The organism is Psychrobacter sp. S4(2024) (assembly GCF_036861305.1).
GTDB lineage: Bacteria > Pseudomonadota > Gammaproteobacteria > Pseudomonadales > Moraxellaceae > Psychrobacter > Psychrobacter cryohalolentis.
This window is the reverse complement of the sequence record NZ_JAZAQR010000001.1, coordinates 793,399-811,532: the sequence shown is the minus strand read 5'-3', so window position 1 is coordinate 811,532 and position 18,134 is coordinate 793,399. Positions and strand designations below refer to the sequence as shown.

The 18,134-nt window shown below is 41.5% G+C and carries 20 protein-coding genes; 16 read left to right on the top strand and 4 right to left on the bottom strand.

Features of this window, described 5'->3' with window-relative positions:
* The first annotated feature begins 202 nt into the window (after window positions 1-202).
* The 7 genes from VLA57_RS03515 (at window position 203) to VLA57_RS03485 (ending at window position 5,443) form a co-directional block, all read left to right on the top strand.
* On the top strand, window positions 203-1,684 hold the full coding sequence (locus VLA57_RS03515; protein WP_333954370.1) for a C13 family peptidase: 1,482 nt from the start codon (window positions 203-205) through the stop codon (window positions 1,682-1,684).
* A gap of 84 nt (window positions 1,685-1,768) precedes the next feature.
* On the top strand, window positions 1,769-2,668 hold the full coding sequence (gene fghA, locus VLA57_RS03510) for an S-formylglutathione hydrolase (protein WP_333954369.1): 900 nt from the start codon (window positions 1,769-1,771) through the stop codon (window positions 2,666-2,668).
* Window positions 2,669-2,934: 266 nt separating this feature from the next.
* Window positions 2,935-3,195, top strand: coding sequence for a TIGR03643 family protein (locus VLA57_RS03505; protein WP_201765233.1), 261 nt, complete (start codon window positions 2,935-2,937; stop codon window positions 3,193-3,195).
* A gap of 162 nt (window positions 3,196-3,357) precedes the next feature.
* The gene (rpe, locus tag VLA57_RS03500; protein WP_011514312.1) at window positions 3,358-4,047 is read left to right on the top strand and encodes a ribulose-phosphate 3-epimerase; all 690 of its coding nucleotides are present in this window, start codon (window positions 3,358-3,360) and stop codon (window positions 4,045-4,047) included.
* Between the two features lie 105 nt (window positions 4,048-4,152).
* Entirely contained in the window at window positions 4,153-4,497 is a 345-nt protein-coding gene (locus VLA57_RS03495) for a hypothetical protein (RefSeq protein WP_149409298.1), read from the top strand.
* A 121-nt stretch (window positions 4,498-4,618) separates the two neighbouring features.
* Window positions 4,619-4,930, top strand: coding sequence for a hypothetical protein (locus VLA57_RS03490; protein ID WP_011514310.1), 312 nt, complete (start codon window positions 4,619-4,621; stop codon window positions 4,928-4,930).
* A gap of 201 nt (window positions 4,931-5,131) precedes the next feature.
* A complete protein-coding gene (locus VLA57_RS03485) occupies window positions 5,132-5,443 on the top strand; it encodes a hypothetical protein (RefSeq protein ID WP_011514309.1) in 312 nt (103 codons plus the stop codon).
* Window positions 5,444-5,565: 122 nt separating this feature from the next.
* Here VLA57_RS03485 and rpmG read toward each other — a convergent pair whose 3' ends face one another.
* Together rpmG and rpmB are read right to left on the bottom strand one after the other, a co-directional pair.
* Window positions 5,566-5,721 carry a 50S ribosomal protein L33 gene (rpmG, locus tag VLA57_RS03480; protein WP_010201403.1) on the bottom strand — a complete coding sequence of 52 codons (156 nt, stop codon included), beginning with the start codon at window positions 5,719-5,721 and terminating at the stop codon, window positions 5,566-5,568.
* Window positions 5,722-5,886: 165 nt separating this feature from the next.
* Window positions 5,887-6,123, bottom strand: coding sequence for a 50S ribosomal protein L28 (gene rpmB, locus VLA57_RS03475; protein WP_011280972.1), 237 nt, complete (start codon window positions 6,121-6,123; stop codon window positions 5,887-5,889).
* A gap of 484 nt (window positions 6,124-6,607) precedes the next feature.
* Here rpmB and VLA57_RS03470 point away from each other — a divergent pair, with 484 nt between their 5' ends.
* Window positions 6,608-8,611, top strand: a complete 2,004-nt coding sequence (locus VLA57_RS03470) for a hypothetical protein (protein WP_333954363.1) — start codon at window positions 6,608-6,610, stop codon at window positions 8,609-8,611.
* A gap of 229 nt (window positions 8,612-8,840) precedes the next feature.
* Window positions 8,841-9,719 carry a formyltetrahydrofolate deformylase gene (gene purU / locus VLA57_RS03465; protein WP_223145226.1) on the top strand — a complete coding sequence of 293 codons (879 nt, stop codon included), beginning with the start codon at window positions 8,841-8,843 and terminating at the stop codon, window positions 9,717-9,719.
* 121 nt (window positions 9,720-9,840) lie between these two features.
* Here the strand turns inward: purU and VLA57_RS03460 are convergent, their stop codons facing one another.
* Window positions 9,841-10,647: a cytochrome C assembly family protein gene (locus tag VLA57_RS03460; protein WP_333954362.1), complete on the bottom strand. Its 807-nt coding sequence runs from the start codon at window positions 10,645-10,647 to the stop codon at window positions 9,841-9,843.
* Between the two features lie 233 nt (window positions 10,648-10,880).
* Here VLA57_RS03460 and ffh point away from each other — a divergent pair, with 233 nt between their 5' ends.
* The 7 genes from ffh to VLA57_RS03425 all read left to right on the top strand — a co-directional run bounded on the left by ffh (window position 10,881) and on the right by VLA57_RS03425 (window position 17,361).
* Complete coding sequence (gene ffh / locus VLA57_RS03455) at window positions 10,881-12,428, top strand: signal recognition particle protein (protein WP_333954361.1); 1,548 nt, start codon at window positions 10,881-10,883, stop codon at window positions 12,426-12,428.
* Between the two features lie 198 nt (window positions 12,429-12,626).
* Window positions 12,627-13,310, top strand: a complete 684-nt coding sequence (tsaB, locus tag VLA57_RS03450; protein ID WP_333954472.1) for a tRNA (adenosine(37)-N6)-threonylcarbamoyltransferase complex dimerization subunit type 1 TsaB — start codon at window positions 12,627-12,629, stop codon at window positions 13,308-13,310.
* Between the two features lie 126 nt (window positions 13,311-13,436).
* The gene (locus VLA57_RS03445) at window positions 13,437-14,279 is read left to right on the top strand and encodes an undecaprenyl-diphosphate phosphatase (RefSeq protein WP_333954359.1); all 843 of its coding nucleotides are present in this window, start codon (window positions 13,437-13,439) and stop codon (window positions 14,277-14,279) included.
* Window positions 14,280-14,346: 67 nt separating this feature from the next.
* Entirely contained in the window at window positions 14,347-15,237 is an 891-nt protein-coding gene (locus VLA57_RS03440; protein ID WP_133105142.1) for a class I SAM-dependent methyltransferase, read from the top strand.
* 40 nt (window positions 15,238-15,277) lie between these two features.
* Window positions 15,278-15,517: a hypothetical protein gene (locus tag VLA57_RS03435; protein WP_011514301.1), complete on the top strand. Its 240-nt coding sequence runs from the start codon at window positions 15,278-15,280 to the stop codon at window positions 15,515-15,517.
* Between the two features lie 253 nt (window positions 15,518-15,770).
* Window positions 15,771-16,694 (top strand): 4-hydroxybenzoate octaprenyltransferase, encoded by a 924-nt coding sequence (ubiA, locus tag VLA57_RS03430; protein ID WP_011514300.1) that lies wholly within the window; start codon window positions 15,771-15,773, stop codon window positions 16,692-16,694.
* Entirely contained in the window at window positions 16,687-17,361 is a 675-nt protein-coding gene (locus VLA57_RS03425) for a DUF4112 domain-containing protein (protein ID WP_133105141.1), read from the top strand. Before ubiA ends, VLA57_RS03425 begins: the two co-directional genes overlap by 8 nt.
* Before the next feature lie 116 nt (window positions 17,362-17,477).
* Here the strand turns inward: VLA57_RS03425 and VLA57_RS03420 are convergent, their stop codons facing one another.
* A complete protein-coding gene (locus VLA57_RS03420) occupies window positions 17,478-18,098 on the bottom strand; it encodes a hypothetical protein (protein ID WP_333954358.1) in 621 nt (206 codons plus the stop codon).
* Window positions 18,099-18,134: the final 36 nt, after the last annotated feature.

Here is an 18,134-nt window from a genome sequence, read left to right as displayed (position 1 = left end):
AGATTAGCGAGCTAAAATATTAGTCAATAATATTGATGTGCGCTATCCGTCTCTTATATCCATTTCATAGTGAATTAAATATAAAATTGATATCCCTATGCCATGTAAAAAAATTAAATGAAAGACAGTAAACGGCATGGTTATCAAAATATTTTATCATTGATTTGTTTTATTTCTCTCGACTGGCTAGAGGTCTAAGTCTTTGTCACTTGCGTCGTTAAAAACCGTCTCGCTGCAGCGCTTTTCGCTCAATTTCGCTGCCAATATTATTGCAACCTTGTGGATGCTAGTAGGCTCAACACGGGCATTCTCTTGGGTTAAACCTACCTTTGTTCAGTTCGCTGTATTTGCGCTATTGGCTTTGGGTAGTAATGTCCTATTTTCTTGGTTAGCCGCTCCAGACGGCAGTATTTTTAATGAGCAAGGGTTAGTAAGCTATCTTATATGGCCGATGATTATTCTGCTTGGCGGCATTATTCTCGCACGGCGCGCAGGCAATCAAGCACTGGTTTTTGTGCCTGTCGTACTGTGGTTGGTTGCTGATACTTTATCTGCTCTATTACAAAGCTTAGTACAGTTTTTAGGCAGTTATAGCTGGTTGCCCGATTGGAGTTATTCGTTTTTACCAACGCTATTTTTGGTGCTGTTTTTATGGCAGACCTTGGCATTGTTATGGATATTTTCTCGTCGCCTGCGTATACCGTGGTGGGAGCGGATCATCGTCCTCATCGGTGCCGTTGCACTATTGACGATATGGCAGCGTAACGTCGCTGACCAGCCCATATTTAAGCAGATACCGGTAGAGCCGGTGTTAGAAGAAGCGGCATTATATGAGCAGCCGCGTTTATTACAAGAGGCGCTGGCTCGTATAGATCCTAGTATACCGGGCAAAAGTGATTGGTACTTTATGGGTGTGGCGGGATTCTCTGATCAAAACGTCTTCCGCTCTGAGATTAATAAAGTACGTGAGCTGTTTGATGTGCGTTTTGGTACTAGCGGGCATTCATTGGCACTGATTAATAATAACTACACTTGGCTAGATGAGCCAATTGCCACCAAAACCAGTATTTTACGCGGCTTAAAAAGAATTGGTCAGCAGATGAACGCTGATGAAGACGTGTTATTTATGGCACTATCGTCACATGGCGATCAGGATTTTATCCATTTATCTAATCCACCGCTTGCGATGGATAATCTGGATGCGACATGGCTGCGAGAGGCGTTAGATGCCTCAGGTATTCGCTGGCGTGTTATCGTGGTATCGGCTTGTTATTCAGGTTCGTTTATTGATGAATTGGCGTCACCGACGACGGTGGTGATTACCGCTTCGGCAACGGACAAGATGTCATTTGGCTGTACCAATAGTGCTGAGATGACCTATTTTGGTCAAGCATTTTTTGCTGAAAGCTTAAGAGAAAACACCAGTTTTTCTGCTGCCTTTAAAGACGCCGCTTATCGAGTAGAAGAGCGTGAGATCTCTATGGGTTTTGAGCCATCAGAGCCGCAAATGGTGATCGGTAGTTTGATGGAAACGGCGTTGCCAGCATTTGAGCAAGTGTTATTTGATAAAACACGACCGCCGCTTGCTAGCATTATAGATACTTCGAATGCGACAACGACTATCAATATTTCACCGGATACGGGCGCAGATACAGTTGTAGATAATAAGAACACAGCGAACTGATTTTTATCCCATTTTTAATCTGATGCTTTTTTAAATAAGCATCTGTTTTCAACTATTTTATCTTAGCTAAAAAGGATAATGCTCATGAATAATTCTTATAACCACAGTCTCTCAGCCAGCACCCAGCTTACGCAAAAAAGTGTCAATCGCTGTTTTGATGGTGAGCAGCGTTATTACAGTCATCAATCAGCGGCTACCAAGACGCCGATGACCTTTAGTATTTATCTGCCTGATGAGGCACTAGCAGGGCAGCGTTGTCCGGCGATTTTGTATTTATCAGGTCTCACTTGTAATGCGGATAATGTGACGCACAAAGCGCATTTTCAACAAAAATGTAGTGAGCTTGGCATGATATTTATCGCGCCAGATACCTCTCCTAGAAGTAGTGAAGGTATCGAAAGAAGTGAAGTACCAAACGATGAGCGTTATTTTGTTGGTCAAGGTGCAAGCTACTATGTCGATGCGACGCAAGCACCATGGGCTGAGCATTTTAATATGCAAAGTTACATCGTTGATGAGCTATATGATTTATTACGCTCAGAGTTTCCGATTCATAGTATCGGCATCACGGGTCACTCGATGGGTGGTCACGGCGCCTTATTATTGGGTTTTAAGTTCCCAGGCAAGTTTGTGAGTGTGTCAGCTTTATCACCTGTGTGCGCCGCTAGTGAGTCGGCATGGGGTCAAGCAGCTTATACAGAGTATTTTGGTGATGACAAGAGCTTATGGGCGCAATCAGATGCTTCTCAGATGATTGAACAAGTCGGTCAGCAATACTCAAGCATCTTGGTTGACCAAGGCGCTGCCGACGAGTTTTTAGCCGATGGTCAATTACAAACGTCAAAGTTACAACAAGCCTGTACAAAGGCCAAGCAGCCATTAACATTGCGCTATCAAGCCGGTCACGACCATAGCTATTATTTTATCCAAACAGTGATCAATGACCATATTGAACATCACTGGCGTATGGCACAGCTTAGCTAAAATTTGCTCTTATATTGTTCGTTATAGTATTTTAGATTTAAAAGGTCATACCTATGGCAAGTTATCAAGACTTAAGTACCGTTACTGCCGATACTCCATCAGTAGAGGATAATTCTGTTGCTACTAAAGCCACGCTTGCCACCATGCAAGCGGATATGGATGCTGCTTTAAAGAATAAACAGCGAGACCATACCAGTACCAATTTAAGTAATCCTCAAATTCATGCAGTCAAATCAAGCTCAGTTATCGCCGCTTCTAGCAATGATATGACTGTTCATGCCCTCGATGAGTCACAAGTGTCGCGCGTGATAGAGATGGCGTGGGAGGACAGGACACCGTTTGAGGCGATAGAGCATAGCTATGGTCTCAATGAGTCCGGCGTCATTACACTTATGCGTCAGGTGCTAAAACCGTCCTCGTTTCGCTCATGGCGTCAACGTGTGAGCAATCGCGCTACTAAGCATGAAGCGATACGAGGTTTTACGGTAGGTCGTGCTTATTGCAAAACCCAATATAAACCGCGCTAATTGTCTGCATGTGTCTGTATCTGCTGAGTCTACCTATAATATCGATACTCAGTACCCATTATAGACCCTGATTATCCGTTATAATAGACATACGTATTATTCGTGCTATGCATACATCTATATATTAAATCCTTAGTCAAATATCCATTAGGTAGCTCAATTATGATCAGTCCCTCTAAGCCGTATCTAATCGCCCCTTCTATATTATCTGCTGATTTTGCCAAATTAGGTGAAGAGGTAGAACGTGTATTGGCGTCTGGTGCTGATGTCATCCATTTTGATGTGATGGATAACCATTATGTACCCAATTTGACGTTTGGTAGCATGATTTGTAAGGCGCTGCGTGATTATGGGATTGATGCACCAATTGACGTGCATCTAATGGTGAGCCCTGTTGATAGTATGATTGAGCAGTTCTTAGAGGCGGGTGCCAGCATTATCACATTTCATCCGGAAGCAAGCTCGCATATCGATCGTTCTTTGCAGTTGATTAAAGATGGCGGCGCTGAGTGTGGTTTGGTATTGAATCCAGCAACACCATTGCATTATTTAGACTATGTCATGGATAAAGTGGATCAGGTCCTACTGATGAGTGTCAATCCTGGCTACGGTGGTCAGTCATTTATTGAAGGGACGCTAGAAAAGGTTCGCCAAGTACGTCAGCGTATCATTACTAGCGGTCGTGATATTAGATTAGAAGTAGATGGCGGTATCAAAGCCAGTAATATCCGCGCCATTGCCGAAGCAGGTGCTGATATGTTCGTCGCCGGTTCAGCGATATTTAATCAAGAAGATTATAAAGCAGCAATCGATGCCATGCGTGCAGAGCTTGCCTTGGCAAATGGGGAGTAACGCCCCATATAGTAAGTTATATACTATTAAGTAGTAAAGTTACCTATTATTAATAGCCGCTGTATGACTGAGTATATTAAGCGACATGTCAGCTAAAGGTAAAATATGAATATGCAAAATGCAAAACATCGAGCCGAGTCCCAGCAAGCCTCGCAATCACGTAGCTTAGTGCCAAAAGGTATTACTATTGGCTTAGCCATGTTCGCCCTTGTTCTGAGTCTAGCTGGTTATGGCTTTCGCCTGATGGTTGGTGAAGATGCCGGTGAAGTATTACGCCATGCGGCGGTGATCGTACCCGCATTTATGCTAGGCATTCCCTTTTTATTTTGGCTAGGTTCACGCCTACTTAACAAGGTTAAAGATATGCATATAGAGAGCTGGAATGCCATTAGTTTGGGGTATTTGACCTCTTGTATCTCAATGCTGTGGTTAATGGGTACTTATAGTTAAATTTTTATTAGTAAAGATAAAACTTCTTAATGAAGATAACCTTGTAATATTTTTATAAGTTGTTTTTTGATACACTTTTTCACCGTTAAGTCATGCTTTATAAGCTTGACTGGAATTCTACATGAGAATCATACCGACCAGTATTGCCAATATCATTTATCCAAAAGATTTACCAAATGGTTTATTTACCAGCTTAATTATTGCCTGCCTGCTGCTAGGACTGTCTTCACTTCGTCATGGAACTGATTTGCAAGGTTGGCTACACGTCTTTGAAAACTGGCTGCTCATGTTATTGATACTGCCAACCGCGACTGCGACAGTAGCGTTACCGTTCAAATATCGCGATCCAACATTAGAGTTAAAGCTCATGTACTATCTGGGTATGTTTGTTGCTTTCTTATTTACCCTAGCAAAACTGCGTTACTGGCGTTAAACGTTGGTAATTTCTATAAAACTAAGACCATCGAACGTAGGTTGTGCAAAAGACTTATAGGATAGCCCTTGAATTATAGCGCCAAAGCGTCCATTGTATGAATAAGATAGTTTTGCCCGCATGACTGTAAGACAGTAGCTTTAGTAAGTGGAATCAGCGCGTTTTTTACAGGTATAAATCGGGATAATAAGGATACAATGAATGCCATACGATATCGATAATGAGATTGAAGTAGATAATGACAGTACCGATCAGTTTGCAGGGTTTGCTAAAGAGACGACCCTTGAGCTGGTAGAAGCAGACGATGGCAAATTGCTCTTACGTGATGCTGAACAAGATGATGCGCCGCTGATGACCATTGATTTTTCTGATAAGTTAAAAGAGATATTAGGTAGTGATACCCAAGCGATTGGGCAGCATATGATTCATGCTGCAATCCAAGTGATTATGCAAAAGCAGATGAGTCAATGGCATGCGCATGTCTATGACAAAGAGCCGACGCACTATAGTTAATGATGTATAAATCAATAGCAAATAGATAAATAGTAGTCAGTCTAAATAACGACAATAAAAAAGGGTTTATCAATTGATAAACCCTTTTTTTGTTCAAATAAAACCATTTATAAAAATGGAGATTATTTGATTTTTGCTTCTTTAAAGATCACATGCTGGCGTACTTTTGGATCAAATTTTTTGATTTCCATTTTGCCAGGCATAGTGCGCTTGTTTTTGGTAGTGGTATAGTAATACCCAGTACCAGCAGTTGATACTAATTTAATTTTATCTCTCATGATGGCTTTCCTGTAAATGAGCGGTCTTCAATCGATAGGTGTGGGTCTAAAGTATTAAGTTGCTGTAGATAGTATCCAGTCATAAATATATGAGCTGGTAAATATTCAGCATAACAGCAGCCTAAATAGCGACATTCATCGATAAATTAGGCTGCCAATATTTACTTAAACTTTTTGACCTTGTGCGCGTAGATCTACTAGCACTTTATCGATACCCAATTTGTCAATGATGCGCATACCTTTGGTAGACACACGTAGACGTACAAAACGATTTTCAGACTCTACCCAAAAACGATGGTTGTGAAGGTTTGGTAGAAAGCGACGACGGGTTTTGTTGTTTGCGTGCGAAACATTATTACCCACCATAGGGCGCTTTCCAGTCACTTGGCAAACTCTAGACATGGCGAACTCCTAATCTATGAGGTATGAGTTTTTCTCATACCAGTCTGGGCAAGTTGCACGTATTTGCGGCATGGACACAGCAAGCGGCAGCTTTGCACCAAACAAAACTATATGAAGGTTGAGCTGATTTACTGTCATCTAAAGGCAAATAACAGGCAAACCAAATCAGAAAATTTTAAAGCCGACATTTATACCATAAAAGTAATGAATACTCAAATATTTTTGTGATAGTTGTTGGTTTAAAGGGTAGCTATTATACCCTGAAATGAGCGCCCTATGTTATTGATTATTTAATAATGAGGATTCACTTTTTAGTTGTAAGTTATGACAAAAGTCAGTAAAGTCTCAGTTATATATCTAATACAATCTGTTAATACTATTGGCATTATTGTAAATGTATGTATCATTACCAATCTATTAGGATTCCGTGTAGTGATTTTGCCTGTTTACTTATATAAATGATTGCCGTTGCGGAGTTCCAAACATGTCATATTCTTCATTACCTACCTCTAAATTATTTCAGCTCACCTTTTTAACCTGCGCATTGGCACTGGCTGGTTGTGGTGGTGGAGATGGCGTAGATTCACTACCGCCAGTATTAGAAAATGGAAATGGCAATCAAAACCCAGATGACTCTTCAGCTAGTGCGACTGAAGTATATATATCATCTGATAAAACTCAGCTGTTAACAGGCAAAGATGAGACTGTTGTAAATATTAGGGTAACCGATAAGAATGGTGGTATCGTCGCTGGAGTACCTGTTGTCATAGGTATTGCTGACGCTAGATTGTATGGATTATCTTTAGACAAACCATCCGAACAGGTTACTGATGATAATGGACTAGTTACTGTTAAATTAATTCAAGGTAAAGCAGATATTGACTCTCAGTTGGATCATGAAACTCTATTGACTGTGTTTATTAAGAATAATAGTACTGTCAAACAAACAATGCCAATTATAGTTTCTGGTACTAACGCTATTAATGTTTTATCAACTAAGAACATAGTGACTACCTCAGAAAACTTTAGCGTGTCGGGAAGGGTTTTAGATGGGACTGCAACGCCTGTTACTAATACAGACGTTATTTTATACAGTAATGACAAACAAGCCGGAACTGGAAAACTGGATAATAATGGTAATTTTACTTTTGACTTAAAAGCTTCTGATTTAGTGGCAGTGAACAATAACTATCTGTTCAGTATAGAAGTTAAAGGAATTAAGATTAGTCAACGTATCCCTGATATTCTAACAGTAGTATCTACGACCAGCTCAAGTCTGAGCTTTTCGGAAACACCTGATATTATTGTTGGAAATAGGAAGAAAATGACATTAAACGTTCCAAGTGCTGTGGATGGGGATACTGTAACTATATCAACTAACAAAGGTGAACTTTTTACTACTAATGTTAGTAATCAAGGCAACTCTCGCATTACATCTACGGTAAATAATAAAGAAGTAGACTTTTATATTGATTCAAAAGTACCTGGTAATGCGACTATTAGTGCTCAATATGGTAATGAAACTAAAGAAACTATATTAAACTTTGTGTCAACTGAAGCGACTAAGCTGATTCTACAAACTGATCGTGCGGTTATTAATGTTGGCGACTCTACGCAAGTCACTGCCAAAGTTTTTGATAAAGATGATACACCAGTAAAAAATGCCATTGTGCAATTTACTGTGATCAATGATTCATCAGCTGGTAGTATAAGTAAAGGGGTTGCGTATACTAATAGCAATGGTATTGCTATGGTAACTTATAATGCAGGACAGAGCCCGACTAGTATAAATGGAGTAATAATTAAGGCAGAAGTACAAGCTGTCAAATTACCAGACGGTAAGGAAAAACCAGTAAGTGTGCCAATAGCTAATTCATCAATTACTGTTCAAACTAAATCCACCTTTATTAGCTTTGCTTTTGCGGATAAAGTTTCTACTGATTCTAGTGAGATATATTATTTCCGAAAAGGATCAATCAGTGTCCTAAACAGCACAGGTAAGCCTGCTATTAACCAGCAAGTTACTATTAATTTAAATCCTGACACCTACCTTAAAGGCTTTTTTGAAATCATTAATGATATTTCTGGAAATAAGTCTTGGGGCAGAAATGATGTTACCTGTGAAAATGAAGATTTAAATAATAATGGTATTCTAGATGAAGGCGAGGATACTAACGGGAATGGACGTTTAGACCCTATAAACGTAGCAGCAGTACTTTTAGAAGGCGGTCAGGAGGCTGAACCTAATCAGAACTTTACAACAGATAATACTGGTAGAGTTGATTTTTCAATACGTTATCCTAAACAATATGCAAACTGGTACAGAGCTAAGGTTACCGTGAATACTCGAGTAGATGGGAGCGAATCACAACAATCAAGAGTGATTGATTTTCCAGCTTCAGTAGATGATATTGATATTAGTATACCGTTACGTCCAAATACTAATAGCCCTTTTGGCACTGAATTAAACTGTTCTAGTTCTAGATAGTATTAATTATAAATACAAAAACCCCCAACCCTCGCGTTGGGGGTTTTTGTATTTATAATCTCAATAATTAAATACAACCAACTCAATCAGCAAATTCTTGCAAAAACGATTAGAATAGTCGGTTTCCTATGCTGTTAGCTATATTCAAAGTAAGCAGCAAGTTTTATTTTTAATTGAGCGTATTATGTCAGACACCGCAACGATTGCTTCACCAAAAACGTCACTTCAAATGACACCTAGAGAGATTCCTACTATTACTGCTACAGCGACCCTATTGATTAAATGCCGTGACCAAGCCGGTATCGTACAAGCCGTATCTGAGTTTATTCATCGCTATGGCGGCAATATCATTACGTTAGATCAGTACTCAACCGCCCACGAAGGCGGTCAATATTTTATGCGTTTAGAGTTCGCTTTAGCAGGATTGAGCGAGATTATCGATAACTTTGAAGCCAGTTTTGCGCATACCGTTGCCAAACGCCACAATATGGAATGGCGCTTACATGACAATGCGATTAAGACCAAAGTTGGTATCTTGGTATCTAAATTTGATCATGCCTTATTAGACTTATTATGGCGTCATCAGCGCGGCTTGCTCGATTGCGAGATTACCTGCGTGGTAAGTAATCATATTGCTTTACGCCAATCCGTAGAAAACTTTGGTATCGCTTTTTATCACGTTCCAGTGACCAAAGATAATAAAGTAGACGCAGAAGAGAAGATCCATACATTGATGGCGGGTAATGATTTATTGGTGCTAGCGCGCTATATGCAGATATTGTCGTCAGACTTTGTTAAGCGCTGGCCGATGCAGATTATCAATATTCATCATTCATTCTTGCCTGCGTTCGTTGGTGCTGACCCTTATCGTCAAGCTTACGATAAAGGGGTGAAGTTGATTGGCGCAACCGCCCATTATGTGACTGCTGAGCTCGATCAAGGACCTATCATTGAGCAAGACGTGCACCGCGTCACCCATCGTCAAGGTGTCACTGAACTGCGCGCTATTGGTCGTGATATCGAGCGTAATGTATTGGCACGCGCAGTCAATTGGCATGTACAAAATCGCGTGATTGTCGCAGGGAATAAGACGGTAGTATTTAATTAGGTTTTCATTAGAGTGGTTTGAAATTTAGAACAGAGTATTAAAAGATATTTAATAAAAAAGCTGCGAGTATTATTATTTAATACTCGCAGCTTTTTACTATATTACTATTGTGGAACTGGTTCTATAACAGCATCTCTAGTACAAACTTGCTACCGACAAAGCCAATCGCTAATAAAATAAAAGCATAGATAGTCATATTAGCGGCACGTTTTCCGCGCCATCCAGCACGCCAATTACCGATAAGTAACGCGCCAAACAGTAGCCAAGACATCAGGCTAAAGGCTGTTTTGTGCACAAGATGCTGCGCCATCAAGTCATCTACGTAAATAAAGCCAATTCCCAGTGCAACGCTCAGCAGGACAAAGCCGACCAATAGCATATCGAATAATAGGCTCTCCATACTTTGAAGAGACGGCAGCTTGTTGACCCAAAAGCGGTGAATCGATTGATGCTTAAGCTCACGTATTTGTAGTCGCAAAAACAGTGCTTGTACCGCTGCCATCAGCAGCACACAATATGCGGCAAGCGACAGCAAGATATGAGACTCAAGACCAATGCTAATATCCGTAATCGGACGATAAGGCGCGCGTCCAATATAACCGATTAGCATACCTACAAGAGCGGTCGGTGCCGCAAGGATACCCAGACTGACAATAGGTCGATACAGAGAAAACATGACGTAAAAAAACAAAAAGAATAAGCTGATCAAGCTGATGATATTAAACAGATTGAAATTTAGCCCATAGAGTGTGACTATGTGTGGATAAAGTAGCCCTGCGTGTGCCAACATGCCCACAAATAATAAGCCTAAGCTTGGGCCTTTATGGATAGGTCTATCTTGAATCAGCGCCCAACCAATATAGGTGCTGACTAAAAAGTAAGCCATCACAGCAAGTAAGAATGCAAGTTGCAAGATAAAGAACCTCATCTCATAATGGGCACAAAATACGCGCTTAATTTTATGCTAAAGTGGTATTATTAGAATAATTATCCAATTTATCATAAAATGGCAGTCAATTGAGCACCATCTTATGTATTCCTGATAAATGCTTGGCAATTGGGCTTAAATGCCCGCCATCGCATACTCAAATCTTATGTACCAGCTCTTTCATTGATAAAGAGTTAAGTTTTACACAGCATTATTTTAACTGAGAGCTATTTATGTTTGATACTTTAACAGAACGATTATCGTCGAGTCTGCGCAATATCGCAGGCACAGGACAATTGACCGAAGACAATATCAAAGACACTTTGCGCGAAGTGCGTATGGCACTATTAGAAGCCGATGTCGCACTACCAGTGACCCGCGATTTTGTAAAGCGTGTCAAAGAGCAAGCGCTTGGTGCTGAAGTGCTCAAAGAGTTGGCGCCAGGTCAAGCATTTGTCAAAATCGTCCATGACGAGCTGACCGAAATGATGGGTAGTGCCAATCAGCAGCTTGAGATGACGGGTAAGCCGCCAGTTGTTTATCTGCTAGCAGGTTTGCAGGGGGCGGGTAAAACCACCACGGCTGGTAAATTGGCAAAGTTTTTACAAGAGCGCCATAAGAAAAAAGTCATGTTGGTGTCTGCTGACGTTTATCGTCCCGCAGCGATTGCCCAGCTTGAGCAAGTAGCAGGGCAAGTAAATGCCAAGTTCGTCAACTCAAGTAGCGACGAAAACCCGATTGATATCGCCTTGCGTGCTATCGAGGAAGCTAAAATTCAATATCAAGATATCTTGATTATTGATACAGCGGGTCGTTTGGCTATTGATGAAACCATGATGGATGAAATCAAGGCGTTAACCGCTGCGGTCAATCCTTCTGAGACACTGTTTGTTGTTGATGCGATGACCGGTCAGGATGCGGCAAATACTGCCAAAGCCTTTAACGATGCGCTGCCATTAACGGGCGTTATTTTGACCAAGACTGACGGCGATGCTCGTGGCGGTGCGGCGCTTTCTGTACGCGCCATCACAGGTAAGCCAATTAAATTCTTGGGTCGCGGTGAGAAACTAGATGCGCTAGAGCTGTTCCATCCTGAACGTATTGCCCAGCGTATTCTTGGTATGGGTGACGTCTTAAGTCTGGTCGAAGAAGTTGAGCAAAAAATTGACCGTGATAAAGCCGAAAAAATGGCGAAAAAGATGCAAAAGGGCGGCGAGTTCGACCTTGAAGATCTATTGACCCAGTTTCAGCAAATGAAAAGCATGGGCGGCATGGCAGGCTTCTTAGATAAGATGCCAGGTATGGGCGGCTCTGATATGCAAAAAGCCGTCGAAGATGCCAAGCCTGAAGAAAAAGTGCGTGAGATGGAAGCACTGATCAATTCGATGACACCATTTGAGCGCAAAAATCCTGATAAAATCAATCCAAGTCGTAAGCGCCGTATTGCTGCAGGCTCAGGTCGTGAGATTCAAGACGTCAATCGTTTGCTCAAGCAACACAAGCAAATGGCAAAAATGATGAAAATGATCTCTAAGCCTGAAGGCATCAGTAAAATGATGAAATCGATGCAAGGATTGATGGGCGGTGGCGGTGGAGCAGGCGGCGGCGGTCCATTATTCGGCGGTGGCGGTCAGCAAGGGGGTGTTAAAGATGTGAACCCACAGCAAATAGCAAAGCAAATGGGACTTGACCCAAATAACATGCCAAGCACTGAAGAGATGCAAAAACAGATGCAAGAGCTACAAAACCAAGCGCCGAAGAAGTTTAAAACACGTTTTTAAATGATTTAGTGCTACTGGGAAATATTGATAATAAAAACCTCAAAGCTAAATGAGCTTTGAGGTTTTTTCATATTTTGGATATTTGAGTGAATTCTCACAAAGAATGCATGAAAAATATAGAAAGTAAGTCAATTAATCTGTCCTAAATGCTATGATAGGCGCTGTTTTACGATGTCAAGAGAATAAGCCGAGGTTATGATGTTTTTAGCAATGGATACCGTGTTCGATCAGTGTTCGATCGCCATTTTAGATGCCAGCGGTCAAGCGTTATCGAGTCATACCGAGACAGGTAAGCGCCAGCAGACCCAGCAAATCTTACCGATGATTGACGCGGCATTATCTGAGGCGCAGCTAAAACTGGCTGACATACAAGCGCTTATCTTTAATCGTGGTCCTGGTGCCTTTAGTGGTATACGAATCAATACGGCAGTGGTACAGGCGCTATCTGTCGCGCATGATATTCCTTGTGTGGGTGTTTCTAGCTTACAGGCGATTGCGCAAGCGGCGTATCAGCAACAGAGTTTAAGCTCAGTATATAGTGCCCTTGATGCGCGTATGCAGCAGGTATATTTTGGGCATTATGAGGTAATAGATAATATCATGCAGCCCGTTAATCACGACAATGGCGAAGATACTGAGCAGCTACTTGATTATGATAGCCAGACAGCGCTAGAGATTCCTATCGTTGGCAATGGTGCCGGTTTATTAACTTTGCATGACGGTCAGATTATTTATGCTGATATCCATCCTGATGCGACCGTGATAGGACAACTGGGTATGGCTCAGTTTATGGTCAATGGCGGAACAGAAGCGGCGCAAGCTTTACCCAAATACTTACGCAATCAAGCGTGGAAAACGCTCAAAGAGCAAGGTAAGTCTTAGTGTACCCTTTCTATATTCAGTGCTTATAAAGCTTTCAAGTGTCGCACGCGACAATAACAGTATTATGAATATAACAATATAAAACAAACGCCTTTACTGTTTTCGGAATTTCTTAGGAATAATTTTGTGGATATTATTTTATTAATTCAAGCTGTCATCATGGGTATCGTTGAGGGTATCACTGAGTTTTTGCCCATCTCTAGCACGGGATATTTAATTTTATCCGCTGATTTGATGGGTTTTTGGACCAAAGAAAAAGTCGATTTGTTTGTGGTGGTGGTGCAGTTTGGTGCTATTTTAGCGGTCATATATGACTATTGGGGCAGACTCTGGCAGGCACTGATGGGTTTGCTGACGGGTAAAGCAGAAGGCACGAGTAATCCACGCCAGCTTGGACTTAGCCTAATTGTCGCGACTATTCCGGTAATGATTGTTGGTTTCACTTTTGCTGATGAGATAAAAGCCTATTTATTTAACCCTATCGTCGTGGCGATTATGCTAATAATCGGCGGTTTGCTGATCTTTTATGTTGAAAATCGCCCGAAAACCATTATTGCAGAAGAAGCAGAAGACGTCAGCCTAAAAACAGCTTTGATGATAGGTTTGCTGCAATGTTTGGCATTGATACCCGGTACATCGCGCTCAGGTGCGACGATTATTGGTGCACTGTGGCTTGGCGTCTCACGTAAAGCCTCTGCTGAATTTTCATTCTTTTTAGGTATTCCAGTCATTATTGGTGCGGCTCTACTAGATTTTATTAAGCATCGTGACGTTTTAACCAGTAGTGAAGATTGGTTAGTGCTAGGCATTGGTACTATCGTATCGTTTATCGTTGCCTTGCTTTGTATTCGCTTATTGGTCGCTTGGGTCAGTCGCCGTGACTTTAAAATTTTTGCATGGTTGCGTATTATCACTGGTGTGTTGGTTTTAATAGCCGCTTGGGGTTTTGGTTATCAGATGGCAGGCTAAACTTCATGATGGAATGGTTTTTAATAGAGATTCATGATGTTATAAGTATTAAAAAGGAATGGCAGTCATGACCAATTTGAAGCAAGTGCTGACTGCTGATATAAGCTGCCAACTACTTTATGTTAATGAAACGCAGGCAAGTCAAGTCGAAAGCTTGCAGGCACTCATAGCTGAGCATAAGCTACCCATTATCTTGAATACTGAACTGGTGACAGAGAAATTAAATCAAAAACGTCGCCAGCAGTTAAGCCAGATAGCTACCCAACCTATATTGCTGTTAGATGAAAAAGATAAACTTTCATGGTTGAGTGAGGGGTTAAGCGTTGCCCCCGAATGGGATAAACTGCAGCGGCGCGTAGTCAGTGCAGGGCGTAAGTCGGAGCTGTTATTACAAGCCGCGAAATTGACCGCAGATAGTCAGGTCATTGATGCAACTGCTGGTTTTGGTCATGATAGTCTAATACTGGCGAGTACTGGTGCCCAAGTTACCATGCTTGAGCAGCAGCCATTGATGGCGTTATTATTACTTGTAGAGCAACTGCGTATGAGTACGCTGCCAAATTGGCAAAAGCTGATGTCACGTTTGCAGATTATTAATACCGATGCGCTCACTTATTTTAAAAGGTTTAATAACTATCTAGGGGCTGATAACGAGCAAGCCATTGATGTGATATATCTTGACCCTATGTTTCCAGAAGACAGTTATCAAGATAGCAAGACGGGGAAAGGCGCGAAAGTCGGTAAGCGTATGCAAGCGTTGCATCAATTAGCGCATCCGCCAACGTTAGATGAAGAGCAGCAATTACTACAATCTGCACAAGCCGTTGTCAGTCAAAACGGTCAAAAACAAGGTCGCGTCATCGTTAAGCGTCCACAATTTGCGCCGTTACTTGCTGATCAACAGCCAAGTGAAAGCTGGAATAATGAAGCAGTACGTTTTGACGGTTATTTCGTTTAATAATATCAAATAAGACAACTTATAAATTTAGGAGCAGGGAATGTCTGTATTAATCATTTGGGTGATGGGTGCGGCGTTATTGTTAATCAATATTATGCTACGTACCAGAATCTTGCGCCTTGAAGCACGTCTAAAAGAGTTAAGTAATCCTAAAGAGCAATTGGCATTTTTACGCCAGCAAGCTGCACAAAAAGAGAAAGTTGCTGCGATTAAAGCCTTACGCAAGCAGTATCCCGAGCTATCACTCATTGAAGCCAATAAGATGTGGCAACAAGTTTAGTGGCATTATTAGTATCAAAAAAATTATAGTCGATTCAATTTAAAAAGAATACAGTACTGCTGGGATGAATTTTACGAAGTCTCTGGAGTGCGAAGCGCACAGCAAGCGAGAGAAATTTATCCCAGCATAATGCTATTCTAAACGTAACTCTTTCATATTGAACTCACTATAGCGTACGCCAAGTTCTATAACTTAAATTGCTATACACCCAACTCATTATTTACTATTTTCTATCCATGATAATTAAAACGCCATGACATTTAACGACAAGCTACAAGCTTATATTCAGCTGACACGTTTTGATAAGCCAGTAGGTATTGAACTGCTACTATGGCCAACATTATGGGGTGTATTATTCGCTGCGATGGGGCAGGCGCAGCAACAAGGTGCAGGCATTACGGCAGGGCTACCCAGTTTAAGTATCTTTGTGATTTTTGCCCTTGGAGCGATATTGATGCGGGCAGCAGGCTGTGCGATTAATGATTTTGCTGACCGTAAAGTCGATGGTCACGTAAGCCGTACTAAAGGTCGTCCGTTAGCTGATGGACGTCTGTCTGCTAAAGAGGCCATTGCAGCTTTTTTAGTATTAGTATTATTAAGTGCAAGTTTGCTTCTGTTTTTACCCATTCAAGTATTCTATTGGTCGTTTGGTGCCGTCATATTGGCGTTTATTTATCCATTTATGAAACGTTATACGCATTTGCCGCAAGTGTTTTTGGCAGCGGCTTTCGGCTGGGCGATACCGATGGCATATGTCGCGATACAAGGCGCGCCTGATATCTGGTGTTGGTTGTTATTCCTTGCTTATATGTGTTGGACAGTTGCTTATGATACTCAATATGCAATGGCTGACCGAGAGGATGATATAAAGATAGGGGTTAAATCAACCGCGATATTATTTGATCGTTATGATGTGATTATCATCTCGTTACTACAGACGTTGTTTTTAGTTATCATGGGCGCAGTCATGTGGCATTATTTTGCGCCGACCAGTTTAGGTATTACGCCAGTCTTTGGCTTGGCGTTAGTCGCGATGATGTTTGCTAAGCAAAACAGTGCGTGTGCCAGTCGTAATGCTTTGGCTTGTTTTAAAGCATTTTTAGCCAATATATGGGTAGGACGTTACGTTTTTGTTCTTATAGCCATCGCTTGTATCTGGACGACTTTTAATGGATAAGCTCAATAAATTTTCGAGACTAAAGACCAAGAAATCATCTGCGCATAGTGCTTCTAAGATAGATTATGAGGCAAGATTGGCTGAGAATGGTTTGACGCGCGAGCAGGTGATTGAGACGGAGCGTAAATTGGCAAAATTTGCCAATACCATGGATTCACTCGTACGTGTGCCTTTTACCAAGCAAGGTATGGGCGCAGATGCTGCACTTTCGATCATTCCGCTGGCAGGAGATTTAGCAGGTCTGGCATTAACAAGTTATGCATTTATATTGGGTCGTCAGCTCGGTGTACCCGCGCATAAAATGACGCCCGCTGTTAGATTGGCACTGATTGATATGGTAGTTGGTATCGTACCGGGTATCGGGACGCTGCTTGACATCTTTATTCGTCCTAGTCGTAAGACCTTAGGCATCGTGCATGAGCATCTACAAAACGAGTATGGCATCACTGAAACCATACATATGGATCGACCGTTTTTGCATCAATCACTTGAAGATAAGCAACAGAGTCGTTTTGGCGCTTTTTGGCGCAATCCAATAGTTGCTTGGCTGTATCTGCATATTCCTGATATGTTGGGGCTCATTGTCATTGTTATTATCGGTTGGGGTTTGTGGTCATTGATGAGCTGGCTGGTGAGTCTGTTTGGTAAAACTACTGGATTTGGTTAAATAATAGAAAAATAGGTCAGTTAGGCAATAAAAAAGGCAGCAACGATATCAACGTTTGCAGCCTTTTTTATTGCCATTTCCACTAACTTTACGACATGTTTTTATACTTATAAAGCTTATTCAGTAATCACTTCTGCATCGGCACTAATGGCATCAAAGCTTGTTATTTTATTATTTTGAATAAAATCTACCGTACCACCGCCAGCATGACTAACTAGCTGAACATTGCCATCGCTTGAGCGATAGGTAGGATTATTACCTTGACCTTCAGGCGCGCTCAAGGTCATTTTAGGTTTGTTCGGTAAGGTGATGATGGCATTAAGCATGCCCGCTGCTGAAGTCTCAAAAACGACTGATAATGATTCGCCCGAGGCACTTCGATATTTAACGTCCGTGATTTGCGCGCCTTTAATGGCTTGCTCTGGATTGGGCGCTGGAGCAGGGTCAATGACTGAGGTATCCGTTGTGCCAAGATGATCCTCTAGCTCCGTTAAGTTCACATCTGGTTCTGGATTCGTAGCAGACGCGTTGGCATTAATATCATCAGCAACATGGGGTGCATTAATGTTGGAAGTCACAGGTGTCGTTTGAACTGCCACTTCTGTGGCTGTTTCATTAGTGGTCTCAGGCTCTGGTGTTTTTTTGCAGGCAATCAACAGTGATAAGCTTAAAAAAATGGCAGATACAGCCTGAAAATATGGTTTTGATTTTATAAAGGTAGAGGGAAGAGTTTTCATAATAAGACAGCTATCCATTAGTGAGGGTCATAATTA